This window comes from Ruegeria sp. CL5 (genome assembly GCF_056536485.1).
The window spans coordinates 364,288-388,295 of sequence record NZ_JBQFPS010000002.1; the positions used below are offsets into that span (position 1 = coordinate 364,288).

Sequence of the window (24,008 nt, forward strand, 5' to 3'; positions counted from 1 at the left end):
AAGTCTCATTATTAGAGCAGGCGGAGTGACGCGGCGACGAGCGACAAGTTTGTGTAGTGACAATCTTTGCGCCGTCGGATACACGCTCCGCAGAAGGGGGTGCCGAATGTCAGCTAACACAACAGCAACCGACGTTTCAGGCCATACCGAGGGAGCAAATATGAAGCAGGAAGTTTTTCTGCCGGAAGATTATCGCCCGGCCGAAGATGAACCTTTCATGAATGATCGACAGCTTGAGTATTTTCGCCGCAAGCTGATGGATTGGAAGACAGAACTACTCGCAGGCAGCCGCGATACGATCGAAGGGTTGCAGGACAACACCCGTAACATTCCTGATGTCGCTGATCGCGCAAGCGAAGAAACCGACCGCGCGTTGGAACTGCGCACGCGAGACCGTCAGCGTAAACTGGTTGCCAAGATCGATTCGGCCTTGCGTCGGATTGACGAGGGTGAATACGGGTATTGCGAGAAAACCGGCGATCCGATCTCGTTGAAGCGTCTGGACGCACGTCCAATCGCGACGATGACCTTGGAAGCGCAAGAGCGCCACGAACGCCGTGAAAAGGTCCACCGCGACGATTGATCGCTGGAAAATCAAGATAAAACGTCAACGCCGGGGCCTGTCGCCCCGGCGTTTTTGCGTTATGGCAGAGCCATGAACATAAACGGTCTGAAATTTGGCGTCATCGGCGGCGGCATAGGCGGAATTGCGTCAGCGATGGCATTGCGGCAGCGCGGAGCCGAAGTAACTGTATTTGAGCAGGCAAAAGAACTTACCGAAGTCGGCGCTGGTCTGCAGATCAGTGAAAACGGTATGGTTGTCCTGCGCGCCCTAAACGTCATTGACGAAACGCCGCAGGCGGGTTTGCGGTCCTACGGAACGGTGCTGCGCGACTATCGGGCGGGCAGGTCTGTCAGCGAGATACCTGCTCCCGCTGCAGGACTGACCTATTATTATCATCGCGCTGATCTGCTGGGATTGTTGTACAAAGCAGCGATTCGCAAAGGGGTCGAGTTTCGATTGGGCGCGCGAGTTTCACAGGTGTGTAAACATCCATCTGAAGCCGAGCTTGCATTGGAAGACGGCACCAGATTCTGCGTTGATTGCGCAATTGCTGCAGATGGTGGGCGAAGCGAAATCCGTGCTGGGTTGAATGGTCCCGAGGTGCCAGCCTTCACACATCAGGTGGCCTGGCGGGCGACAATCCCTTGGGCGCGTCGCGATCAAAAGCCTTGTGCTGTTTTGACCATGGGTCCGGGGCGGCATGTCGTGACCTATCCCCTTCGTGACCATACCTTGATGAACGTTGTCGCGATTGAAGAGCGCTCTGATTGGCAGGAAGAAGGCTGGCGGTTGCGCGGCGATCCTGCGGATTTGAGGGCGCGATTTAGTGATTTTGGCGGATTGGTTGGTGACATTCTCGGGCAAGTTCAAGACCCAAATATCTGGGCCTTGTTCCTGCGGCCTGTCGCGAGCCGCTGGCAAAACGGACGTGTTGCGTTGTTGGGGGATGCAGCCCATCCGACTCTGCCGTTTATGGCGCAAGGCGCCTGCCTCGCGCTTGAAGACGCTTGGATGTTGGCCCGATCTTTCGATGAGCAGTCTGGCATACGGCAAGCGCTAACCGCGTACGAGGCACGCCGCCGACCTCGGGCAAAGCAAGTAGTTGCCGCCGCCGGTGCAAATGCGCGCAATTTCCACCTGCGTGGACCAATGCGACTGGCTGCACAAGCCGCGTTGATGGCAATCGGCCCACGCTTGGCGCGGCGCTATGAATGGATCTACAGCTACGACGCGACGGCGTAAGCCATCAGATATCGAGATCGACCCAAACCGGCACATGGTCCGAAGGTTTTTCGTGCCCACGAATCTCGAAGTCGATCCGACAATCGCGCATCAGATCCGCTGCCTGCGGAGTCAGAAGGAAGTGATCGATCCGAATCCCGTCGTTTCTGTTCCACGCACCGGCCTGATAGTCCCAGAACGAATAATGACCCGGACCATGCGTGCGAGCGCGGAAGGCTTCGGTAAAGCCCAAGTTCAAGATTTTTCGAAATGCAGCGCGGCTTTCGGGCCGAAAAAGAGCGTCCTCGCGCCAGGCGTCGGGTCGTTTTGCATCCTCGGCTTGCGGAATGATGTTGTAGTCCCCGGCCATCAGCGCGGGCTCTTCGGTGGCCAGAAAATCGCGCGCGCGCTCATAAAGGCGCTCCATCCACGCAAGCTTGTAGTCATATTTCGGCCCCGGCACCGGATTGCCGTTAGGCAGATACAGCCCACAGATGCGAAGAGCTTTTTTCCCGATGACAGTCGCTTCGATCCAACGGGCCTGTTCATCGTCGTCATCACCGGGAAGGCCTCGGGAGACATCCTCCAACGGTAGTTTCGAAAGGATTGCGACGCCGTTGAAACTCTTTTGCCCGTGTGTTTCCACGTTGTATCCGCGTTCTTCGAATATCTCGCTTGGGAAATTCTCATCAATCGATTTGATTTCCTGCAGCAAAACGACATCCGGCTGCGCCTCATCCAGCCAACGCGGTAGCGCCTCGGCCCGAGCTTTTATCCCGTTGATGTTGAACGTGGCGATTTTCATGCGCGATCCTCCGGTGCCATCCGCAACCTATCGCGCAGATTGCACCTGACGGCAAGGAACAGAACGGGCCAGCGAGGCTCTGCCTCGCGCTCCGAGGTATTTTGGGCCAGATGAAGAAACGGATTCTTAACCAAACTTGTAAAAAATGATTATGCGGTACAGGCGGAGGCGCCGATGACCGTGCCAGGTGAAGCTCTCTTCATCTGGCTAGAAATACCTTGGGGGTGTGGGGGCAAAGCCCCTACTTTGGCTACATTGAGAAAGATGTACCGCATCCGCAGGAAGACGTGGCATTGGGGTTCTCGATAACAAAGCGCGCACCGATCAGTTCCTGTGTGAAATCGATCACCGCATTTTCCAGAAATGGCAGAGAGATCGAGTCGACGATAACCTTCTGGCCTTTGCCCTCTAAAACCAAATCGTCTTCCTTAGGCTTATCCAGCGCAATTTCGTATTGAAATCCTGAACATCCACCACCCTCTACTGCGACGCGCAGGGCCTGGCCCTGATCTGCGGCGCCAATCTCGGCCAAGCGATCAAAGGCGCGTTCTGTAACTGTTGGGGGCAGATTCATGCCGGTCTCCAAAGGTTTATTTCCTTAGCATCGTACAATATATGAAACCTGAAGACAGGCGACAAGGACAACACCATTGGACAGAGCGGGTTTTGCCTCGGATCCGGGCCGCGCGCGGGGGCGGTTGGTGCCGGAAGAAGAGAGCAGCTTTCGTTCATGCTTTCAGCGTGACCGCGACAGGATCATTCATGCCAGTGCCTTTCGGAGGCTCAAGCACAAGACACAGGTCTTTGTTGAGCACGAAGGTGACAGCTATCGTACCCGTTTGACCCACTCAATCGAAGTTGCGCAGGTGGCGCGGACGATTGCTGGCGCTTTGGGGTTGAACCCGGAGCTGACCGAAGCGGTCGCTCTGGCGCATGATCTTGGGCACACGCCTTTTGGTCATACGGGAGAGGATGCACTGCACGCGTTGATGAAGCCCTATGGCGGTTTTGACCACAACGCACAGGCCATTCGGATCGTAACTAAACTTGAGCGTCACTATGCCGAGTTCGACGGCTGCAATCTGACCTGGGAATGTCTGGAGGGCATCGCCAAGCATAACGGTCCCGTCGTAGGCGAATTGCCATGGGCGCTGGCCGAGTGCAATCAGGGCTATGACCTCGAACTCAACACACACGCGAGCGCCGAGGCGCAGGTGGCCGCGCTTTCTGATGACATAGCCTATAACAATCACGATCTGTTTGATGGGTTGCGCGCTGGTCTGTTCAGCGATGACGACATTCAGCAACTTCCCATCATCGATGCCTGTTTTGCAAAAGTCGATCGCAGATATCCGGGTCTGGACCCATACCGGCGTCGCCATGAAGCGCTGCGGCGGGTTTTTGGCGTGATGGTCTCGGATGTTATTGACACGTCGCGCGCGTTGATCGCTTCCTCAGGGGCGCAATCGGTCGAGGATATTCGGAATCTGGGCTATCCGGTCATTCAGTTCTCAGATGGGTTATGGGCTCAGCTCAAACAAATCCGGGCGTTTCTGTTTTCGCGTATGTATCGCGCACCAAGCGTGATGCAAGTGCGAACCAAGGTCAGCAAGGTCGTCGAAGAGCTCTTTCCGATTTATCTTGCCGACCCGAAGCAGATGCCTGGGCACTGGCACGGCGATATCGAGGCGGCGGCTGACGAAACGGCGTTGGCGCGGATCGTCTCGGATTATATCGCGGGTATGACGGACAGGTTTGCGCTGCAGGACCATGCCCGCCTGACCGGAGATCATTCAATCGCGATATAGGCAATGGCCCAAACTTGCTGGCTGGCCTGTATCTGGGCCAATTCTACGTCATCAGTTGGCGGAAAAACGATCATCGTGGGGCCATAGCCGCCGATTCCCATGGGCACGCCGTCCGCATGGGTGGCTACAATCGGTTGGTGTGCTTTGATGCTTTGCCAACGGATTTCCGCTTGATAACCGTCCATTGCCATAGGCAGGGCGGATTTACCCTCAGCCCCGGCCAACTTCATTATTTCGGACAGCCGTGGGCCTGAAAAGATATAGTCGCGCTGGTTCTCCGGCGGGCCATAGGGGATAGTGATCTCGATCTGCTCCAATCCCTCCAGCATGGTTGCGTCGAACCCGGCCGCTCCTGCGTGCGTGACTTCGAGGTAACCGAACAGGCCACCGTCATTTTCTGTTCGTGCGGGCAGGTTGATCTCATCGACGGCGCCACCCAGTGTCAGAATGACGTGACCCTCGGGCGTCGATAGTTCGGCCCATGCGGGTATGGCGGCAGATAGAAGCAGGACTAAGGGCAGAGCGCGGTACATGGGGATCTCCGGGGCGTGTGTGGCGTCAGGCCCGAAACTACCCGGCCTGTGCGTTATGCCAAGTACAAACTAAGGGCGTCCATTGACCTTGCCGCGATGCGTGTTAAACCCCGCGACAAGTAAAAGGACATCCGAAATGAACCTGTTTTCCGAGATCCGCGGCCTTGTACTGGACGCGCTGGCGCAGATGCAGTCCGAAGGCGCGCTGCCAGAGGGATTGAGCTTTGACAACGTGGCGGTTGAGCCTCCGCGCGATGCAGCGCATGGCGACATGGCGACCAATGCGGCGATGGTACTGGCGAAACCGGCGAAGATGAAGCCGCGGGATATTGCGGATGTGCTGGCAGGCAAGCTGTCTGCAGACGACCGGATCACCAGCGCCGAGGTGGCGGGCCCGGGCTTTCTAAACCTGCGGCTTGCGCCTTCGGTCTGGCAGGGTGTGCTGGCTGCGGTGCTGGAAAAAGGCACCGATTATGGCCGTTCGACCATGGGGCATGGTCAGAAGGTCAATGTGGAGTATGTCTCGGCCAACCCGACCGGCCCGCTGCATGTGGGCCACACGCGGGGGGCTGTGTTCGGTGATGCGCTGGCAAGCCTGCTGGCCTATTCGGGCCATGATGTGACACGCGAATACTACATCAACGATGGCGGCGCGCAGGTGGATGTGCTTGCGCGCTCGGCCTATGAGCGGTATCGCGAGGCGAATGGTCTAAGCCCTGAAATTGCCGAAGGTCTATACCCTGGCGACTACCTGATCCCGATTGGCGAGGCGCTGAAAGAGAAATATGGTGATAGCCTGGTCGACAAGCCGGAAAGCGAATGGCTGGAAGAGCTGCGCAACTTTGCCACCGACGCGATGATGGACCTGATCCGCGCCGACCTGAAGGCGCTGGGCGTCGAGATGGACGTGTTCTTCTCAGAGAAGTCGCTCTACGGCACGGGTCGGATCGAGGCAGCGCTGCAGTCTTTGACCGACAAGGGCTTGATCTATGAAGGTGTGCTTGAGCCGCCCAAGGGTAAAAAGCCCGAGGATTGGGAGCCGCGCGAACAGACCTTGTTCAAGTCGACCGAACACGGGGATGACGTCGATCGCCCGGTCAAGAAGTCGGATGGTAGCTGGACCTATTTTGCCCCCGATATCGCCTATCACTACGACAAGGTGAGCCGCGGGTTTGACGCGTTGATCGATGTGTTCGGTGCGGACCATGGCGGCTATGTCAAACGGATGAAGGCGGCTGTGTCGGCTCTGTCCGATGGCAAGGTGCCGCTGGATATCAAGCTGACCCAATTGGTGAAGCTGTGGAAGAACGGCGAGCCGTTCAAGATGTCCAAGCGGGCAGGGAACTTTGTCACCCTGCGCGATGTGGTCGATCAGGTCGGGCCGGATGTGACCCGTTTCGTGATGCTGACTCGCAAGAACGACGCGCCGCTGGATTTCGATTTCGACAAGGTGCTGGAACAAAGCCGCGAGAACCCGGTGTTCTACGTGCAATACGCCCATGCCCGCGTCATGAGTGTACTGCGCCGCGCGGCCGAAGCCGGGATCGCGGCCGATGATGCGACCCTTAAAGGGGCCGATCTGGGCAAGATTGATCACGCCTCTGAGCTGACTGTTGCCAAGAAGCTAGCGGAGTGGCCACGGCTGGTGGAAATCGCTGCGCGCACCAACGAGCCACACCGGGTCGCATTCTATCTCTATGAATTGGCTGGGGATTTTCATGCGCTGTGGAACAAAGGCAATGACGAAACTCAGCTGCGCTTTATCCAGGATGGCGATGTTGCCACAAGCCAATCGAAAATCGCATTGGCACGCGCTGTTTCTGTTGTGATTTCAGCGGGCTTGGGTATTCTTGGCGTTACCCCGGCGCAGGAGATGCGGTAAACAATATCGCCCGAACCGCCGGAACGAGGTAGGCAAGAAATGACCCGCGCGCCATCTTTTTAAGGCGCGAAACGGGCGGTGAGGCGGATATGGCACGTTACGATTACTCGGGGCAGAACAGCTCCGAGCAGATGCATTACTCGAATCAAACGCACTCTGCAGATGCGTATGACTATCCTGATGAAAGCTATGGTTATGACGATGGGCCGCGCGCAGGCGCTGGGCTTGGTCGAATTGTGAACGTGCTTGGCGCGGTTGCGTCCCTGGCGCTGGTCGCGGGTGTTGGCGTCTGGGGCTACCAGTTGATCATGCGCGACGTTAGCGGTGTGCCGGTTGTGCGTGCCGCCGACGGGCCGATGCGGGTGCAACCCGAAAACCCCGGCGGTACGCCTGCGGATCACCAGGGGCTGGCGGTGAATGCGGTCGCCGCAGTTGGAACCGCTGCACCTCCGGCAGATCGGCTCATTCTGGCACCACGCCCTGTGTCGCTGACGGATGAAGACACACCGATGGCGACGCTTGAGGCGACGAATGCCGTACATGTGGTTGAAGAGCCCGCCACGGATCAGGCAGTCATGCAGGCTTTGGCCCAAGGGCTCGCCGCACCTGCGCCCGCGCAGGAGCAAGAGCAGGGTGTGCAGCTGGCCTCGCTGGTTACCCCCGAGGAAGAGCCCGCGATTGATCCGGCGGACTATGCCGCGCAACAGCCTGACCCGAAGATTGCAGCACTGCCCGGAGTGCGCCGTTCGCTACGTCCGCATGTGCGCCCAGCTCGTGCAACTCCCAGCACAATCTCGTCCAGCAGTGCAACCGAGGCCGCAATAAACGCGGCCGTAAAGGCTGCCGTTGGTTTGGATGTTGACCCGGATACGCTGGCCAAAGGCACGCGGCTGGCTCAGCTTGGGGCCTACGAAAGCGCCGATGTGGCGCAAGCGGAATGGGCGCGTTTGAACGGTCAGTTCGGTGAGTATATGGATGGAAAACAGCGCGTTATCCAGAAAACCTCAAGCGGAGGCCGCACTTTTTATCGCTTGCGGGTCATGGGGTTTGATGATCTGAGCGACTCGCGTCAGTTTTGTGCCGCCTTGGTCGCGCAGGGTGCAGACTGTATCCCGGTCGCCGTCCGGTGAGATTCGGCGCTGTCATCACCGATGCCGAAGGGCTGCGCCTGACGCCGGATGAGAAAGCATTGTTCAAAGAGATGAACCCATTCGGGTTCATTCTGTTTGCCCGCAACATCGAATCCGCCGACCAGACCCGCGCTCTGTGCGAGGACTTTCGCGAGGCTGTTGGTCGAAATTGCCCGATCACCGTGGATCAGGAAGGGGGCCGCGTGCAACGTCTGCGCGCACCTTTAGCCCGTGAATGGATGCCGCCGCTGGATGATGTCGCGCGTGCCGGAGATCAAGCCGAGCGTGCGATGTATCTGCGCTATCGCCTGATCGCGCATGAATTGCTGGAGCTGGGCATCGACAGCAACTGCGCACCAATGGTTGACTTGGCTCGCGACAACACACACGCGTTTCTAAAGAACCGCTGCTATGGATCTGATCCCGAACAAGTTTCTGCGATTGGCCGTGCTGTCGCTAACGGGCATTTGGACGGCGGAGTGCTGCCGGTTGTGAAGCACATGCCGGGTCATGGCTTATCAACGCTCGACAGTCATCACGACCTGCCTCATGTGAACCTTTCGCTGGAAGCACTGGAAGACGCAGATTTTTCGCCGTTCCGAGCGCTCAACGACCTGCCAATGGGAATGACGGCGCATTTGGTCTATGGCCAGATTGATCCCAGACCTGCGACCATTTCTGCCGGAATGATGACATTGATCAGGGAACACATTGGGTTCGATGGTCTGATTATGACTGACGATATCACGATGAAAGCGCTCAACGGCACGCCCGCTGACCTGGCCCGCCAGGCGCTGGACGCTGGATGCGATGTGGCCTTGCACTGCAACGGGGCGTTTGAAGAACGCGCGCAGGTGCTCGAAGCCGCTGGAGAAATGACCGATGCGGCACAGGTCCGCGCAGATCGGGCGTTGGCCCGACGCCAGCCGCCACGGGAACTTGACATCCAAGCCGCCGAAGCGGAACTATCTGCCCTAATGGGCGGGCAGGTATATGCAGGATAACCTTTTCAGCGAAGACCCGGTCTCGGTCGCGGATCGGCTTGCAGCCGAAGCGCTGATTGTTGACGTTGACGGGTTTGAGGGGCCATTGGACGTGCTGCTGACCCTGTCACGCACGCAAAAGGTGGATCTGCGCAAAATCTCGGTTCTGGCGCTGGCGCAGCAGTATCTGACCTTTGTCGAAAAGGCGCGGCAGCTGCGGATTGAGCTGGCGGCGGATTATCTGGTGATGGCGGCATGGCTGGCTTTTCTGAAATCCCGCCTGTTGCTACCGCCCGACCCGGATGACGAAGGCCCCTCGGGTGAAGAACTGGCCGCACACCTCGCATTCCAGTTGGAACGCTTGCAGGCCATGCGCGATGCAGCCGCGCGTCTGATGGCACGCGATCAGCTGGGTCGTGACTTTTTCAAACGCGGGCAGGGCGAGGATGTCACTCGTATCCGCACCGTGACCTATTCTGCCACGCTGCTAGACCTTATGCAGGGCTATGCGCGCATCCGCACCCGAGACGAATTCCGACCCTTTGTGATGGACCGCGATGCCGTCTTCACGATGGAACAAGCACTGGAGCGTATGCGCCCGCTGATTGGTTTTGCCGGTGCCTGGACGGATATGGAGACCTATCTGCCCGAAGGTTGGGACGCCGATCCGGTGCGCCGCCGCTCGGCCACGGCTGCGACCTTTGCGGCCTCGCTGGAGCTGGTGAAAGAAGGACATATGGAGATGAAGCAAAGCGAGACATTTGCACCGATCCATTTGCGTAAGAGGACCGAAACACGTGACTGACGCCCCAGAAGAGACCGGCACTCTGTTTGAAGCGCCGCCATTGGCCGAACAGGAACGTATGGTCGAGGCCGTGTTGTTTGCCAGCGCCGAGCCGGTGACGATTGGTGATCTCGAAGCGCGGATGCCCCATGGCAGCAATGCTGCACAAGCAGTTGAATCGCTGCAAAAACGATACGAAGGGCGCGGTGTGCGCGTGGTGCGCGTGGGTGAGGCATGGGCAATCCGTACCGCACCCGACCTGGGTTTCCTGATGCAGAAAGAAACGGTTGAGACGCGCAAGCTGAGCCGGGCAGCCATCGAAACGCTGGCGATTGTTGCCTATCACCAACCCTGCACAAGGGCTGAGATTGAAGAAATCCGAGGCGTTTCCGTCTCGCGTGGCACCATCGATCAGCTTCTGGAGATGGAGTGGATTCGGCTGGGTCGCCGCCGCATGACGCCGGGCCGTCCAGTTACATTTGTGGTAACACCCGAGTTTCTGGATCATTTCGGTCTGGAAAACGCCCGTGACCTTCCGGGTCTGAAAGAACTGCGCGCGGCGGGGCTGTTGGAAAACCGGCCGCCTCCAGGCACAGTGCCGTTGGGCGAAGGGCAGGATCAGGATGAAGACGAAGATCAGACCGAGCTGTTCGAGGAAGAGTGATCAAACACCTCTTTTGTTGGCACAGAACATGCCTATTGTAGTGCGCAGGAAACGGAGTTGAACCAATGAATGCCAATCGGATCATTGACATGATCGTGCGTCAGGTTATGCGCCGCCTTGTGAACCGCGGGGTCGACAAGGGTATTGATATGGCGAGCCGGGCCGGTCGCAAACCAGGTCCGTCAGAGACCCAAAGTGATCCCGAAGCAAATCGTCAAATGCGCGATGCGGCTGGGCGCCAGAAGCAGAGCGCCAAGCAGATGAAACAGGTAACTCGGCAGATGCGCCGCTTCATGAAATTTTGATTGTTAGCCTACGGCCTTAAAATGCTTAGACAGCTTGAGGCCTTGCCCCTGATAGTTTGAGGCAATGCCCGCGCCATAAAGCTGCGTCGGCATCTCAGCCATTTTCTCATATACCAAACGCCCGACGACCTGCCCGTGCTCCAGCACAAAGGGCGCCTCGTGGCAGCGCACTTCCAACACGCCGCGCGATCCTGCGCCGCCCGCTTCGGCATGACCAAAGCCCGGGTCGAAGAAACCAGCGTAGTGAACCCGGAACTCGCCTACCATGGCCAGATAGGGGGCCATTTCGGCGGCATACATCGGTGGGATATGCACTGCTTCGCGGCTGACGAGAATATAGAACGCGCCGGGGTCGAGGATGATGCGACCGTCCTTGGTATGTACCTCTTCCCAGTATTCCTGCGGGTCGTATTCGCCGATCCGGTCCAGATCGATCACCCCGGTATGGGGTTTGGCGCGATAGCCGACCAGATCAGTATCGTGCAGCTGCAGATCGACCGAGAACCCCAGGCCGTCCTGAATGACGGCTGGCCCATCTACCAAGGGTGTCTGACTATGCAACGCGGTCAGTTCGGCGTCGCTCAGCACAGCCTGACCCTTGCGGAAACGGATCTGATTCAACCGCATTCCGGGGCGCACCAAAACCGAGAAAGAGCGCGGGCAGATCTCGGCATATAGAGGACCAGTATATCCAGCGGAGACCCGATCGAACTCGGTACCACCATCTGTGATCGTGCGTGTCAGCAGGTCGAGCCGCCCGGTCGAGCTTTTGGCATTGGCCGCCGCACTGACGTCATCGGGCAGGGCGAGCGATTCCATAAGCGGCACCAGATAGACGCAGCCTTTTTCCAGAACCGCGCCTTCGGTGATGTCGATGCGGTGCATTTCAAACTCGGCCAGACGATCAGCAACAGACCGTCCTTCGCCTGCCAAAAATGAGGCGCGCACCCGGTAAGCTACTGTTCCCAAACGTAGATCAAGGCTGGCCGGTTGTACCTGCGCAGGGATGATGTCCGGGCTTGCAGTAATCTCACCACGCGCGATCATCGCCTCAAGCTGCTGATTTGGGCAAACACCTGTCATCTCGATCCCCTCTGCTGCCAGAGCGGGATCTGGCCTATGTGCCATAAACGTCGGTGTGATTTGGTCGGGCTAGCAGGACTCGAACCTGCGACCTTCCGTCCCCCAGACGGACGCGCTACCAGGCTGCGCCATAGCCCGACGTTGAGGTGTTCATAAAGACTTTCCCGGCAGGGGCAAGAGGAAATCATCGCCTTTTTTGCTATCCCGCCGCCCGGTTTTCAACGCGATCCAGCCAACGGCGCAGGTCTTTCGCAATCGGTGCAATTTGGTGCAGAAGCTTGTCGTCATACTCTGCCCGGTTCCATGCCAATGATGCTATTCCGCCCATAAGCGGAGCAGCGTCCATTGCATCAGGTTGCGGCTTGGGTTGGTCGCTAATGTCGGGCTTTATTGGTGCCGGAGCTTGGCCGGGTTCGCCGAGATCCATGTTAATCTGGTTCGCAGGCTGCGCCGAGGATGCTGCGGTAAACGGAACAACTGTGTCATCCGAGTGCGAAACGGGCGGGCTGTCATCCAGGCTCGGTGAAAGTGAAGCAACGTGTGCAACGCCTTGTTCCCGCAGGATTCTCTGTACGCCTTTGATGGTGGTGCCATCCTCGTGCAGCAGTTTCTTGATGCCACCCAGTAATCGCATATCATTCGGGCGGTAATATCGCCGCCCACCGGCACGCTTTACCGGCTTTACCTGCGTAAACTTGCTTTCCCAAAAGCGCAGAACATGAGCCTGAACTCCTAGCCAGTCCGCAACTTCACTAATGGTGCGAAAGGCGTCGGGGGACTTACTCATAACCAAACTGTCCTGAACTTACTTGCGGTTCCCTGCAGCGACGCGATCCTTCATCAGGTGCGACGGGCGGAAGGTCAGCACGCGGCGCGGCTGGATCGGAACCTCTTCTCCGGTCTTGGGATTACGTCCGATGCGGGCGGTTTTGTCCCGAACGCTGAATGTCCCGAAAGACGAAATCTTGACCTGCTCGCCACGCACCAACGCGTCGGACATGTGGTTCAGAACGCTTTCGACAAGCTGCGCACTTTCATTGCGTGACAGGCCGACCTCACGAAAGACGGCCTCGCTCAGATCCATTCGGGTCAGTGTTTTATCGCCCATACTTTTTCCCCTGTTGATGAGCGAGCATATGGCGATGCGAAATTCACTGTCAATATCAATGAATTGCAGGCGGCTTCGTAAGCCGGATTGCGCCCATCACCAGCGTAGGGCAACCGCACCCCATGCCAGACCGCCGCCGATCGCTTCAGTTACAATCAGATCGCCGGTTTTGATCTGGCCGTTTTTCTTGCCGACCGACAAGGCCAAGGGAATCGACGCAGCGGAGGTGTTTCCATGATCCTGCACGGTGACAACGACATTTTCCATCGGCAGGCCCATCTTCTTGGCAGTACCTTGAATAATGCGGATATTGGCCTGATGTGGCACAATCCAGTCGACGTCGTCACTTGTCAGGCCTGCTCGCTCCAGCGCCACTTCGGCAGTTTTGGCCAGCTTTTCAACGGCATGGCGGAAGACTTGATTGCCCTGCATCCTGAGATGGCCGGTCGATTGCGTTGAAACCCCGCCATCAACATAAAGCAGGTCTTTGTATCGCCCGTCCGAGTTCAGGTCGGTGGAAAGAATGCCGCGATCATCAGAAGTGCCTTGCCCATCCTGTAATTCCAGCACAAGTGCGCCTGCGCCATCGCCGAACAGCACACAGGTGGACCGGTCGGTCCAGTCCATGATTCGCGAAAATGTCTCGGCTCCGATCACCAGCACGCGCTTCGCTTGTCCAGACAGGATCAGAGCGTTGGCATTGCAAAGTGCAAAGACGAACCCGGCGCAGACGGCCTGCACATCAAACGCAAAGCCTTTGGTCATACCCAACCGCGCCTGCACCATAGTCGCAGCCGATGGAAAAGTCAGATCCGCCGTCGAGGTTGCCAGCACAATCGCGTCGATATCATCTGCCGTCAGTCCGGCATCAGCCAGCGCAGCCTCGGCCGCTTTGGTGGCCAGATCGGATGTGGTCTCGTCCTCGGCTGCGAAATGCCGCCGCTCGATACCGGACCGGGTGCGAATCCATTCGTCCGTCGTATCCAGTGTTTTTTCGAATTCGGCGTTTGGTACAACGCGCTCCGGCAAATAATGTCCGACACCTACAACAACTGAGCGGCCTGCCATGCTGGGGTACTGCCTTTTTTGTTATTATTCCGATTGAGACACGGAATGGGCCGCATCTTGTGCAAGTGCGGCAGTTGATGCAACCCGTGCCGCCAATTTTTCGGCAAAGCCGGATTCTGCCAAAGTGAAAGCAAGTTTGACCGCAGCCGAAACGCCTGTCGCGTCTGCTCCGCCGTGGGATTTCACAACGGTTCCGTTCAGCCCGAGGAACACACCGCCGTTTACGCGACGCGGATCGATCCGCTTTTTAAGACGGTTTAGCGATGTGATCGCCAGAATCGATGCCAAGCGGGACAGGGGCGAGTATTTGAATGCCTCGCGCAACAGATCACCGATTAGGTTCGCGGTGCCTTCGCCGGTTTTGATCGCAACGTTGCCGGTAAAACCGTCTGTGACGATCACGTCAGCCTTATCGCCGGGGATATCACTGCCTTCGACAAAGCCGACGAACTCAAAATTCGCCTGATCGGCAAAGTCCGAAATCATGGCGTGCGCCTCTTTCAATTCGGCGCGGCCTTTGTGCTCTTCAGTTCCGACGTTCAGCAGGCCGATGCGGGGGCGGCTGAGCGCCATCCCGTTGCGCGCGTATGAAGCACCCATCAGAGCGTATTGCAGCAAATCCTTGGCATCGGCACGCACATCCGCGCCCACGTCCAGCATCACGTTAAAGCCATGCGGGTTACGCGAGGGCCATAAGATCGCAATAGCAGGGCGGTTCACGCCGGGCAGCTTGCGCAGCCGCAGCATCGACATTGCCATCAATGCGCCAGTGTTGCCGCAGGACACCGCGCCATGCGCTTCGCCTGCGCGCACTGCTTCCAGCGCCGACCACATCGATGTGTTCTTGCCGCTACGGACAACCTGGCTGGGCTTGTCCTCCATCGTGACGACGTCAGGGCAATCACGAAAAACGACGCGCCCATCAAGGACACGTCGTTTGGCAACCAGCTTGCGCAATTCCTGTTCCTGGCCGTGCAGGATGAACCCGATCTTCGGGTTCTTGTCCGCAGACTTGGCAATACCCGCCACAACGACGGCAGGGCCCGAATCTCCGCCCATAGCGTCAACCGAGATGATGATCCGTCCGGTTTGCGTGGGCTGATCCGTCATGCCTTGGCCTGCGTCCAATCAGGCTTAGGCCGCGTCTTCGTCCAGGTCGATTTCGTCGGCCTGAGCGACGACTTCACGATCGTCATAGTGGCCGCAAGAGGCACAAACATGGTGCGGGCGCTTCAGCTCGCCGCAGTTCGGGCATTCGTTCGGGTTTGCAGCAACCAGAGCGTCGTGTGCGCGGCGGTTGTTGCGACGCGACTTGGAAACTTTGTTCTGTTGGACGGCCATGGTCTCAACCTTTGTCTGATATGGGCTGATAGATTCGCTGTCAGCCGGGTTACGTACTTTGTTTTCTCGTGGTTTGACGCGCGTTTAAGGGGCTTGCCCCGCAATGTCCAACCCAAATTCCAATGAGCGCGCGAAAATACTGCGATTCTCGTCATGTTCAAGCGGTTTTTCTGGCCGCCTGCTATGACAGGAAATCCCTTGCCTGTCACTCGTCTTTTTTCATCGCATCCCGCAGGTCAGCCAGCCCCGCAAAGGGTTTGACATCCTCGTCGGTCATCGCTTTTTTTCCGGGCTCAGTATAGTCGGCTTGCTCAAGTTCGGCACCGTCCTTGCGGGGATATTGCGGCAACGCAAGTGATAACGCTTCGATCATAACCTGCGCCGGATCAATTTCAGCGCCCAATGGTTCGGTCTCGTCATCTTCTGGGATTTCGAATTCGGGCTCGTCCGGATCGGTCCAATCCGCCAGAAACACACGAGTGACTGGCGTGTCGATCCGGGTTGTCACGGGTTCAAGCGTGACGACGCAGGGTTGGATCACCGTCGCACCAAGTTTGCCTTTCAGAACCCAGTCACGTTTGCCCTGGGCGCTTAGCTGCCCGACAAAGCTCAACTTGCGCAGCCCCAGCAGGCCGAGCTCCCGTTTGATCGGTTCAAGCGTGTCGCTATCTGGGCGCAGTTCAAACGGGGTTGCGGCGTTCTGAGGCAGGTCTGCCACCCGTAATGATGTTTGGTTGCTCATAGTTGAGTCTTTCCTGTGTTGAACCGGAGCGCCGGTTTCTGTAATCGGATAGGGTCCGCAAGGGGCCATGGCAAGAGGGTGTCAATGTTGAAGGGTGTGAACAGGCTGAAACCAGCATCGAAAACGCTTGTCTTTGCTGTCTGTTTGGCAGTCGCGGGCGCGTGTTCGCCAATCTTCAAGAATCACGGCTATGTGCCGCCGCCGGAGGATCTGGCCAAGATCAAGGTCGGCGTCGACACACGCGAAAGCGTCGAAGAAACGATCGGTGCGCCAACGGCATCTGGCGTTGTACGGGATTCGGGTTATTACTACGTCGCGTCTCGAATTCGTCACTATGGACCGAAAAAGCCGGAGGTCGTTTCGCGCCAGTTGGTCGCAATCAGCTTCGACCAACGCGGTGTCGTCCGCAATATCGAGCGGTTTGGTCTGGAAGATGGCTATGTCATTGTACTTGACCGCCGCGTGACCGATTCCAATGTCGAAGACAAAGGATTCCTGCGTCAGCTGTTGGGTAATATCGGCAACTTCAATCCGGCGAACATTCCGGGGGTCAGTCAGTAACTAAGCTGTGTAGTGTCGATGTGGCAGTCATATGGCGGTCACATGCACTATATAAGTGTTCCAGATGATTGACCGGTCAGCCACCGCAGGAGGATGCGACCATGGCTGTTTTGTTGGAGAAGGGCCGTTATCAAGCGCGCTTAGCACAAACCGCGTGTGATGTGGCCGAGGCACAGAAGCTGCGGACGCTGGCCTTCGCGACCGAGGATCAGGATTGCGATGTTTTTGATGAGCACTGCAATCACGTGCTGATCGAGGACATGAGCACCAATGGAGAGTTGGTATGCTGCTTCCGCATGCTGACGATGCAGGACGGTGACGAAGTAGGGCGCAGTTATTCAGCTCAGTTCTATGACCTGTCAGCGCTGCGTGGCTTTACGGGGCCAATGGTCGAGATGGGTCGTTTCTGTATTCATCCTGACCGGCACGATCCGGATATCTTGCGTGTCGCCTGGGGGGCAATGACGGCATATGTCGACCAGAACGGGGTCGAGATGCTTTTTGGCTGCTCGTCCTTTGCGGGGACTGAGACGGTTGAGTATCTGGATGCTTTTGCCATGCTCAAAGACAAGCATTTGGCCCCAAAACGGTGGTTGCCAAGGGTCAAGGCGCCCGATGTTTTTCGGTTTGCCACACGGTTGCGTCGCAGACCTAATGCAAAACTGGCGATGCTGCGCATGCCGCCATTGCTGCGCACTTATCTGATAATGGGGGGTTGGGTCAGTGATCATGCGGTCGTGGATCGCCAGATGAACACGCTGCATGTGTTCACAGGACTTGAAATCAGCGCAATTCCAGCTGCGCGTAAACGCCTTCTGCGGGCCGCGGCCGGGTGAGATGGGTACTATTCAAAAGGTGAAACAGGGGCGTTGACGCCTTGCCCCAGCCGGTTTAGCTGGCGGGCATGGCGAGAATTCCTTTGTTGCAGATGTCCGGTATCTCTCTGACCTTCGGTGGGGATCCGGTGTTTTCTGGTCTGGACCTTGTGGTTCAGCCCGGTGATCGCGCTGCGCTGGTCGGACGTAATGGATCAGGTAAATCTACCCTGATGAAAGTAATGGCCGGATTGGTTGAGGCCGATCAGGGCGATATTGTCATCCCCCCGGGTAAATCTGTGGGTTACATGGAGCAGGATCCCGATATGCAAGGGTTCTCGACGCTTGGTGACTATGCCTCAAGCGGGTTGGAGCCCGGCGAGCTCTATAAGGTCGAACGCGCTGGCGAAGGCTTAAAATTCGATCCCGCCCGTCCGGTTGAAACTGCGTCTGGCGGGGAAAGACGGCGGGCGGCATTGGCAAAGCTAATGGCCGAGGCACCAGACCTGATGCTGCTGGACGAGCCAACGAACCATTTGGATATCGAAGCGATCGCATGGCTTGAACGTGAGTTGGGATCGACCCGTGCGGCTTACGTTCTGATTTCGCATGACCGGGCCTTCCTGCGTGCATTGACCCGCGCGACTCTGTGGATTGATCGCGGGGTTGTACGGCGGCAGGAGCAGGGGTTTGAGGCTTTTGAAAGCTGGCGCGACAAGGTCTGGGAAGAAGAAGATCAACAGCGCCACAAGTTGAACCGCTTGATCAAATCCGAGGCGCGATGGGCTGTTGAAGGTATCAGCGCGCGCCGTAAGCGCAATCAGGGCCGGGTGCGGGCGCTGCAGGCATTGCGAGCCGAGCGGGCAGCGCAGATCAAACGTCAGGGTTCTGCCGCTATGGCTTTGGAATCTGGTCCAAAATCCGGGCGTAAGGTCATCGAAGCCACTGGCGTTTCAAAGGCATTTGGATCTCAGCAGATCGTGCGCAACTTTGATCTTCTGGTGCAGCGCGGTGACCGTGTGGCCTTTGTCGGCCCCAACGGTGTGGGCAAGACAACGCTGCTGAAAATGCTACTGGGTCAGGTCGATCCTGATGAAGGATCGGTGGTTCTGGGCACCAATCTGGAGATCGCAGTGTTCGATCAAGCCCGTGCGCAGTTGGATCCGGAAATGAGCCTGTGGGACAGTCTGACCGGCGATCCTGAGATGCGGGTGTCTGGCAAGGCTGATCAAGTGATGGTGGGTGGGCAGCCCAAGCATGTGGTGGGCTATCTCAAAGAGTTTCTGTTCGATGACGCACAGGCAAGAGCGGCTGTTAAGTCCTTGTCTGGTGGGGAAAAAGCACGGTTGCTGTTGGCCAAGCTGATGGCAAAAACCTCGAACCTGCTAGTGCTGGATGAACCGACAAACGACCTGGATGTTGAAACCCTGGATTTGTTGCAAGAACTGCTGGACGACTATGATGGCACGGTGTTGCTGGTCAGCCATGATCGGGATTTTCTGGATCGGGTTGCGACCACAACCATCGCGATGGAGGGCAATGGGCGCGCAACCGTTTACGCCGGAGGGTGGTCCGACTACATCGCGCAACGTGGAGAGATAACTCAGAAAAAAGAAGATAAAACAAAACCTTCAAAGCCGAAGATGAAGCAAGAGGCAAAGCCAAAACCTGGCCTCTCATTCTCGGAAAAGCACCGGCTAGAGAAGCTACCTGCCGAGATCGCGCGCCTTGAGGCCGAGATCGCCAAGCTTGAGGAACTGATGTCGGACGCCGAGCTGTTCACCCGCGAACCGGTCAAGTTTCAGAAAGCGACAGACGCCTTGGTCGAACGACAGGAAAAACTATCAGCAGCCGAGGAAGAGTGGCTGATGCTGGAAGAAAAGGCTGAATCCGGTTGAGTCCGAGTTGAACACCGTCAAATGGGTAAATCCTCCGAGTTGTACAAAACCCGAGCTTCTGGATTGAACACGATTTATTAACCGCTTTGAGCCCCTTGCGGTCGATGTCAGTTTGGTCCCGTGTGTCAGGTTTAGCACATTTCTCTAACTCGTAACAGAAACGCTAATTTGCGGGCTCCCGTTTCAAAAATGAAGTTCAGGCAGGCGCACCTTGTGGCGCCAAAATTGTCATACCTGTCTTTTCGGCCACCGCCATAATGGCCGGAATGTCGGGTGGTCCGTCAGGAGCGGGAATGTCTGTGGTGCCGTCTGGCATTGCTTCACCCGCTTCGGTGAAGAATGTATCGTGCATTGCTCCTGGGGCATTGACGCATAACAGGCGACCTGGGCTTTGTCCAATACAGGTAAACGCATGCACGGCGCCGTCCGGGACTTTCACGAAATCACCGTTGCTTACCTTACTCGTTTCGCCGTTCAGGAAAAATTCAAACTCTCCTTCGAGCACATAGAAACTCTCGTCTTCGCCAGCATGATGATTGGGAGGCGCACCCGCTCCCGGGGCGGTCTTTATTTCGACGATGGTACAGCGATCTCCGGTTTCAGCAGGAAACGCGTGAAACGTTAGAAGATTACCAAGTAGGTGATATGTGCGTGGACGAGACTCTGTCATTTCAACGGCTCCCTTTACTTCGATGAATGCATCATTATGATACATATATCTAATCATGAGACAAGTGTATCATTAAGGAACGCGCGATTTGGCTCCTCGCACCAATCAAAAGAACAGAACAAGAGAGGCCTTGCTGTCGGCAGCACGTGAGCTTATGTCCGAAGGAGAAAACGTGACGCTTGCCAGAGTCGCAGAGCGAGCGAAAACTGGCCGCGCGACAGTGTACCGGTACTTCTCAGACCCCAGTGTTTTGGCCTTGGATGCGACCCTCGACATAGAGGTGACTCCAACTGCAGGATTGCTGGAAGGACTTGAGGATGTGCGAAGCCGTGTGCACGCGGTGGCGCGCTACTATTTGGATTTCTCGCGCGAACATGAGGCTTTCTTCCGTCAGTTTTTGGCTGAATCGCTAAAGGCATCACTTCAGGACGGTACTGTCAAAATGCGCGGCGCCAGAAGAGTGATAGCATTTGGCGAGGCCCTAGAACCTGTCCGCCGTTCGATGAAACGGAGTGATTACGAAGACTTGACTCTACGTTTGGCCATGACAACAGGCATGGAACAGTTTGTGATATTGGAAGACATTCTGCGAGTAGACCAGCAGAAAGGATACCGCTTGCAAGAAGGTCTCGTGGACGCTCTGCTTGATCAATACCTGCCGAATGTGTGAAACATACCAGCAAAGCAATCTTGGCTAAACGGACGCTCTGTCCGCAAAGGTGACACCTCTAAAGAAAGCAAAACAGCTTCAATCAGGCGTAGAAGTGTTTGACACGGCTCATTGTTTTTCTGTGGTCCGGGCCTATGAAAAAGAAGAAGTGCAAGGTATTCGGCATATGGCTTGCGGTCATGCGTGAGGTCAGATCGCGCGGGCCGGGTTGCCGACGACGGTCGCTCCGACCGAGACGTCTTTCGTAACTATACTTCCGGCGCCAATGATGGCGCGGTCTCCGATTGTGACGCCGGGCATGATGATCGCGCCACCGCCGATCCAGATATTTTCTCCGATTGTCACTGGAAGGTCGATTTCCAGACCTTGGGCGCGGAGGTCTGGATCCTTGGCGTGCTGGGCGCAGTAAATCTGCACCGTGGGGCCGAGCATCGAGTCGCTGCCGATGCGAACAGGCGCGGTGTCGAGAATGACACAGCCAGCGTTCAAATACACGCGGTCACCTAGTGACAGGTTCATCCCATAGGCGCAGTGGAACGGAGCCTCGAAATAGCAATCCTGCCCGATCCCCGCAAAGAGCGCCGTCAATTCGGGAGCGATAGCCCCCCGGTCATCGGGCGGGCAGGTGTTGTGGGCATGAACTGCGCGGCGCGCTTTCATGCGAAGCACCTCCAGCTCAGGGTCGACGCAGCAATACCATTCGCCTGCCGCCATTTTCTGCCGCTCGGTCATGCAGCCCGTTCTAGCGCATCCGCAGGGCACCGTCGATACGGATGACCTCTCCGTTCAGGTAGCCCATCTCGACGATGAACCCAGCCAGACGACCGTATTCGCGCGGGTCGCCCAGACGGGCAGGGTTGGGGACGTCCGCCGCAAGCTGTTGCTGCACCTCTTCGGGTAGACCGGCCAGCATGGGAGTCATGAAGATACCCGGTGCGATGGCCATTACGCGGACGCCGGAAGACGCCAGATCGCGCGCCATGGGCAGGGTCATGCCGACCACGCCGCCTTTCGAGGCCGCATAAGCCGCCTGACCTTTTTGCCCGTCAAAGGCGGCGATTGAGGCCGTGTTGATGATCACGCCGCGCGCGCCGTCCGGTTCAGGATCATTCTTTGCCATCTCTGCAGCAGCAAGACGTGAGACGTTGAAGGAGCCCACCAGATTGATGTCGATGGTACGCTGGAACGCGTCCAGGGGGTGCGGGCCGTCTTTGCCCACAGTCTTAGCTCCGATCGCGATACCGGCGCAGTTCACCGCCGCGGTGATGCGACCCATCTTGTCCATCGCCTGCGCAATGGCCGCAGCGACCGAGGCCTCATCCGTCACATCGGTTTGCGCGAAGTACCCACCAATCTCAGCCGCGACTTGCGGGCCACGCTCGGCGTCGCGGTCAAGGATGGTGACCTGCGCGCCGTTCTCGGCAAAGTGACGGGCTGTGGCTTCACCCAGGCCGGACGCTCCGCCGGTGATGACTGCAGCTGTGGTTGAGAGTTGCATGAAGGGCCTCATCTTGATCTGAACACTTGTTCAGATAATCGCAAGCAGGGGGTGCTGTCCAGTCACAGTATTGATCAATCCAGCCTGCTACGCTGTTGCATGGGCGTGATCCCAAAGGTCGCACGATAGACGCGCGAGAAGTGACCGGCGCTTTCGAACCCGCAGGCAAAGGCGACCTCGGTCACTGAGGATTCGGTCTGCAAAAGCAGGTTACGCGCCCGTTCTAGGCGCAATTCCATGAAATATTTCTTGGGCGAAGTATTCAGGAATTTTCCGAACAAGCGTTCGAGTTGCCGGGTCGAAATGCCGATATCGGCGGCAATGACTGATGGCGACAGCGGGCTTTGGATGTTTTCGGTCATGATGTTGATCGCCTTGGCCAAATGCGCATTGCGCATCCCGTTGCGTGATTGCAGAGATACGCGCTGATCAGCGGTGGCATTACGCACGGCGTTATAGACCATCTGATCGGCAACGGCGACGGACATGTCGTGGCCGTGATCCCGTTCGATCAGGTGCAGCATCAGATCGGCAGTGGCCGTGCCGCCCGATGCGGTCATGTGTTTTTCGTCAGCGACAAAAACGCTGCGAACCAGGTTGATTTCGGGAAAAGCCTCCATAAAAGAATCGTGATATTCCCAATGAATTGCAGCCTGCATACCGTCCAGAAACCCGGCTTCGGCCAGCAACCAAGCACCAGAACACAGCGCGCCGATATTGGTCCCACGCGCGCGTTCACGGCGCAATGTGGCCAGCAGTGGCTTCGTGACATGATTTCGCATGTGAATGCCCGACAAAACAAACAACTGGTCGCATTTGGGCACGGACTGCAGCCCGCCATGTACCAGAGTTATTGATCCGTTGGAGCAAACCGCCTGCTCTCCGTGCTCTGATCGAAAGGACCATTGGTAGAGCTCTTCATCCGCCACCCAATTGGCAATGCGCAACGGTTCGACCGCGCATGAGAAGGCGAGGTGCGAGAATTCCTCGACCAGTATGAAAGTGAAGTGTTGCGGTTTGTGCATGGGGTAGACCGGAATCAGGGCGTTTCTGAATGTACCGGCATGCTGCACGAAAACTAACTGTATACAACATGTATTTTTTTGAGATACCACTATGCGCATACGCGATTCGAAAACGGCAATGGAAGGCGTAGGATGAAGGGCGAGGACAGATCACCGAAAGAGGCGTTGGCCGAGCATCTCAAGATGTCGGTTCTGACCTTGCGCCTGAGCCCCGGAGAGGATCTGGACGAGGCGCAGCTGTCGCAGGCCTTTGGCCTGTCGCGCACGCCGTTGCGCGAAGTGTTCCGGCAGTTGGCCGGTGAGGGCTATCTGGACCTGCGCACCCATCGCGGGGCGCGGGTGTCCGAGATGTCTCATACCACGTTGCGCGATTTCTTTCTGGTTGCGCCGATGATCTATGGCGCGGTGCTGCGTCTGGCCGCGGCCAATGCGACGCCTGATCAGATTGATCAGTTGAAAGAGGCGCAAGAGACGTTTCGGCAGGCCTTGTGTAAAGGCTCGGCTGAGGAGCGGACGCTGGCCAATACCCGGTTTCACGAGGTGACCGGAGAGATGGCGGGGAATGTCTATTTATCCCCATCGTTCAATCGGCTGCTGATCGACCATGCGCGGATCGGGATGACATTTTATCGCCCGCAGACCGCGCAGATGACCGAAAACCTGTCGCAAGCCAGTCATCAGCACGACGCCATCATCGCTGCCATCGAGGCGGGCGATGAGGCGGCTGCTGCGCATCTTGCCGACGACCACTGGACCCTGTCACGCGATCAGATTGAGCTGTTCGTGATGCCTGAGGGTTTGGATTTTCCGCTGGGGCAGGTCCCCGGCAAGACATCTGCATGAGGGAAA

At 57.4% G+C, this 24,008-nt stretch carries 28 protein-coding genes and 1 tRNA gene; 14 read left to right on the top strand and 15 right to left on the bottom strand.

Features of this window, described 5'->3' with window-relative positions:
- The first annotated feature begins 160 nt into the window (after positions 1-160).
- Positions 161-583 (top strand): RNA polymerase-binding protein DksA, encoded by a 423-nt coding sequence (gene dksA / locus ACR0IU_RS05460; protein WP_039537084.1) that lies wholly within the window; start codon positions 161-163, stop codon positions 581-583.
- Positions 584-655: 72 nt separating this feature from the next.
- A complete protein-coding gene (locus ACR0IU_RS05465; protein WP_480715522.1) occupies positions 656-1,807 on the top strand; it encodes an FAD-dependent monooxygenase in 1,152 nt (383 codons plus the stop codon).
- A 4-nt stretch (positions 1,808-1,811) separates the two neighbouring features.
- Here the strand turns inward: ACR0IU_RS05465 and xth are convergent, their stop codons facing one another.
- Positions 1,812-2,591 (bottom strand): exodeoxyribonuclease III, encoded by a 780-nt coding sequence (gene xth / locus ACR0IU_RS05470; RefSeq protein ID WP_480715523.1) that lies wholly within the window; start codon positions 2,589-2,591, stop codon positions 1,812-1,814.
- A 250-nt stretch (positions 2,592-2,841) separates the two neighbouring features.
- Positions 2,842-3,165 (bottom strand): HesB/IscA family protein, encoded by a 324-nt coding sequence (locus ACR0IU_RS05475; RefSeq protein ID WP_010440593.1) that lies wholly within the window; start codon positions 3,163-3,165, stop codon positions 2,842-2,844.
- A gap of 76 nt (positions 3,166-3,241) precedes the next feature.
- On the opposite strand from ACR0IU_RS05475, the gene ACR0IU_RS05480 reads away from it, so the two are divergent.
- Positions 3,242-4,399: a deoxyguanosinetriphosphate triphosphohydrolase gene (locus ACR0IU_RS05480; RefSeq protein ID WP_480715524.1), complete on the top strand. Its 1,158-nt coding sequence runs from the start codon at positions 3,242-3,244 to the stop codon at positions 4,397-4,399.
- Here the strand turns inward: ACR0IU_RS05480 and ACR0IU_RS05485 are convergent.
- Positions 4,381-4,932 (bottom strand): putative pterin-binding protein, encoded by a 552-nt coding sequence (locus tag ACR0IU_RS05485; RefSeq protein WP_480715525.1) that lies wholly within the window; start codon positions 4,930-4,932, stop codon positions 4,381-4,383. The genes ACR0IU_RS05480 and ACR0IU_RS05485 overlap by 19 nt on opposite strands.
- Positions 4,933-5,068: 136 nt before the next feature.
- On the opposite strand from ACR0IU_RS05485, the gene argS reads away from it, so the two are divergent.
- From argS to ACR0IU_RS05515, 6 genes are all read left to right on the top strand, one after another.
- Positions 5,069-6,814, top strand: coding sequence for an arginine--tRNA ligase (gene argS, locus ACR0IU_RS05490; RefSeq protein WP_480715526.1), 1,746 nt, complete (start codon positions 5,069-5,071; stop codon positions 6,812-6,814).
- A gap of 89 nt (positions 6,815-6,903) precedes the next feature.
- On the top strand, positions 6,904-7,944 hold the full coding sequence (locus ACR0IU_RS05495) for an SPOR domain-containing protein (RefSeq protein ID WP_480715527.1): 1,041 nt from the start codon (positions 6,904-6,906) through the stop codon (positions 7,942-7,944).
- The gene (nagZ, locus tag ACR0IU_RS05500; protein WP_480715528.1) at positions 7,941-8,948 is read left to right on the top strand and encodes a beta-N-acetylhexosaminidase; all 1,008 of its coding nucleotides are present in this window, start codon (positions 7,941-7,943) and stop codon (positions 8,946-8,948) included. Before ACR0IU_RS05495 ends, nagZ begins: the two co-directional genes overlap by 4 nt.
- A complete protein-coding gene (locus ACR0IU_RS05505) occupies positions 8,938-9,732 on the top strand; it encodes a segregation and condensation protein A (RefSeq protein WP_010440582.1) in 795 nt (264 codons plus the stop codon). Before nagZ ends, ACR0IU_RS05505 begins: the two co-directional genes overlap by 11 nt.
- A complete protein-coding gene (gene scpB / locus ACR0IU_RS05510) occupies positions 9,725-10,375 on the top strand; it encodes an SMC-Scp complex subunit ScpB (RefSeq protein ID WP_010440580.1) in 651 nt (216 codons plus the stop codon). Before ACR0IU_RS05505 ends, scpB begins: the two co-directional genes overlap by 8 nt.
- A gap of 65 nt (positions 10,376-10,440) precedes the next feature.
- Positions 10,441-10,680, top strand: a complete 240-nt coding sequence (locus ACR0IU_RS05515; RefSeq protein ID WP_480715529.1) for a hypothetical protein — start codon at positions 10,441-10,443, stop codon at positions 10,678-10,680.
- A 3-nt stretch (positions 10,681-10,683) separates the two neighbouring features.
- Here the strand turns inward: ACR0IU_RS05515 and ACR0IU_RS05520 are convergent, their stop codons facing one another.
- From ACR0IU_RS05520 to ACR0IU_RS05555, 8 genes are all read right to left on the bottom strand, one after another.
- Entirely contained in the window at positions 10,684-11,763 is a 1,080-nt protein-coding gene (locus ACR0IU_RS05520) for a 2'-deoxycytidine 5'-triphosphate deaminase (protein WP_480715530.1), read from the bottom strand.
- A 61-nt stretch (positions 11,764-11,824) separates the two neighbouring features.
- Positions 11,825-11,901: transfer RNA gene (locus tag ACR0IU_RS05525), tRNA-Pro, on the bottom strand.
- Positions 11,902-11,962: 61 nt separating this feature from the next.
- Complete coding sequence (locus tag ACR0IU_RS05530) at positions 11,963-12,550, bottom strand: MerR family transcriptional regulator (RefSeq protein WP_480715531.1); 588 nt, start codon at positions 12,548-12,550, stop codon at positions 11,963-11,965.
- A gap of 18 nt (positions 12,551-12,568) precedes the next feature.
- Positions 12,569-12,871: an integration host factor subunit alpha gene (ihfA, locus tag ACR0IU_RS05535; RefSeq protein WP_008755922.1), complete on the bottom strand. Its 303-nt coding sequence runs from the start codon at positions 12,869-12,871 to the stop codon at positions 12,569-12,571.
- Positions 12,872-12,967: 96 nt separating this feature from the next.
- On the bottom strand, positions 12,968-13,939 hold the full coding sequence (locus tag ACR0IU_RS05540) for a beta-ketoacyl-ACP synthase III (RefSeq protein ID WP_170470817.1): 972 nt from the start codon (positions 13,937-13,939) through the stop codon (positions 12,968-12,970).
- 24 nt (positions 13,940-13,963) lie between these two features.
- Entirely contained in the window at positions 13,964-15,049 is a 1,086-nt protein-coding gene (plsX, locus tag ACR0IU_RS05545) for a phosphate acyltransferase PlsX (RefSeq protein ID WP_010440567.1), read from the bottom strand.
- Positions 15,050-15,073: 24 nt separating this feature from the next.
- Positions 15,074-15,280, bottom strand: a complete 207-nt coding sequence (gene rpmF / locus ACR0IU_RS05550) for a 50S ribosomal protein L32 (protein WP_008756996.1) — start codon at positions 15,278-15,280, stop codon at positions 15,074-15,076.
- A 205-nt stretch (positions 15,281-15,485) separates the two neighbouring features.
- The gene (locus tag ACR0IU_RS05555) at positions 15,486-16,022 is read right to left on the bottom strand and encodes a YceD family protein (RefSeq protein ID WP_170470814.1); all 537 of its coding nucleotides are present in this window, start codon (positions 16,020-16,022) and stop codon (positions 15,486-15,488) included.
- A gap of 84 nt (positions 16,023-16,106) precedes the next feature.
- On the opposite strand from ACR0IU_RS05555, the gene ACR0IU_RS05560 reads away from it, so the two are divergent.
- The 3 genes from ACR0IU_RS05560 to ACR0IU_RS05570 all read left to right on the top strand — a co-directional run bounded on the left by ACR0IU_RS05560 (position 16,107) and on the right by ACR0IU_RS05570 (position 19,296).
- Positions 16,107-16,583 carry an outer membrane protein assembly factor BamE gene (locus ACR0IU_RS05560; RefSeq protein ID WP_170470812.1) on the top strand — a complete coding sequence of 159 codons (477 nt, stop codon included), beginning with the start codon at positions 16,107-16,109 and terminating at the stop codon, positions 16,581-16,583.
- A 101-nt stretch (positions 16,584-16,684) separates the two neighbouring features.
- Positions 16,685-17,419: a GNAT family N-acetyltransferase gene (locus ACR0IU_RS05565; RefSeq protein WP_480715532.1), complete on the top strand. Its 735-nt coding sequence runs from the start codon at positions 16,685-16,687 to the stop codon at positions 17,417-17,419.
- Between the two features lie 68 nt (positions 17,420-17,487).
- Positions 17,488-19,296 carry an ABC-F family ATP-binding cassette domain-containing protein gene (locus ACR0IU_RS05570; protein ID WP_480715533.1) on the top strand — a complete coding sequence of 603 codons (1,809 nt, stop codon included), beginning with the start codon at positions 17,488-17,490 and terminating at the stop codon, positions 19,294-19,296.
- Positions 19,297-19,492: 196 nt separating this feature from the next.
- Here ACR0IU_RS05570 and ACR0IU_RS05575 read toward each other — a convergent pair whose 3' ends face one another.
- Positions 19,493-19,966 (bottom strand): cupin domain-containing protein, encoded by a 474-nt coding sequence (locus ACR0IU_RS05575; protein ID WP_480715534.1) that lies wholly within the window; start codon positions 19,964-19,966, stop codon positions 19,493-19,495.
- Between the two features lie 130 nt (positions 19,967-20,096).
- On the opposite strand from ACR0IU_RS05575, the gene ACR0IU_RS05580 reads away from it, so the two are divergent.
- Positions 20,097-20,636, top strand: a complete 540-nt coding sequence (locus ACR0IU_RS05580; protein ID WP_480715535.1) for a TetR/AcrR family transcriptional regulator — start codon at positions 20,097-20,099, stop codon at positions 20,634-20,636.
- A 189-nt stretch (positions 20,637-20,825) separates the two neighbouring features.
- Here the strand turns inward: ACR0IU_RS05580 and ACR0IU_RS05585 are convergent, their stop codons facing one another.
- The 3 genes from ACR0IU_RS05585 to ACR0IU_RS05595 form a co-directional block, all read right to left on the bottom strand.
- Entirely contained in the window at positions 20,826-21,368 is a 543-nt protein-coding gene (locus tag ACR0IU_RS05585; RefSeq protein ID WP_480715536.1) for a sugar O-acetyltransferase, read from the bottom strand.
- 10 nt (positions 21,369-21,378) lie between these two features.
- The gene (locus ACR0IU_RS05590; protein WP_480715537.1) at positions 21,379-22,134 is read right to left on the bottom strand and encodes an SDR family NAD(P)-dependent oxidoreductase; all 756 of its coding nucleotides are present in this window, start codon (positions 22,132-22,134) and stop codon (positions 21,379-21,381) included.
- A gap of 74 nt (positions 22,135-22,208) precedes the next feature.
- The gene (locus ACR0IU_RS05595) at positions 22,209-23,159 is read right to left on the bottom strand and encodes a GlxA family transcriptional regulator (protein WP_170773861.1); all 951 of its coding nucleotides are present in this window, start codon (positions 23,157-23,159) and stop codon (positions 22,209-22,211) included.
- Positions 23,160-23,291: 132 nt separating this feature from the next.
- On the opposite strand from ACR0IU_RS05595, the gene ACR0IU_RS05600 reads away from it, so the two are divergent.
- The gene (locus tag ACR0IU_RS05600) at positions 23,292-24,002 is read left to right on the top strand and encodes a GntR family transcriptional regulator (protein ID WP_480715538.1); all 711 of its coding nucleotides are present in this window, start codon (positions 23,292-23,294) and stop codon (positions 24,000-24,002) included.
- The last annotated feature ends 6 nt before the right edge of the window (positions 24,003-24,008 follow it).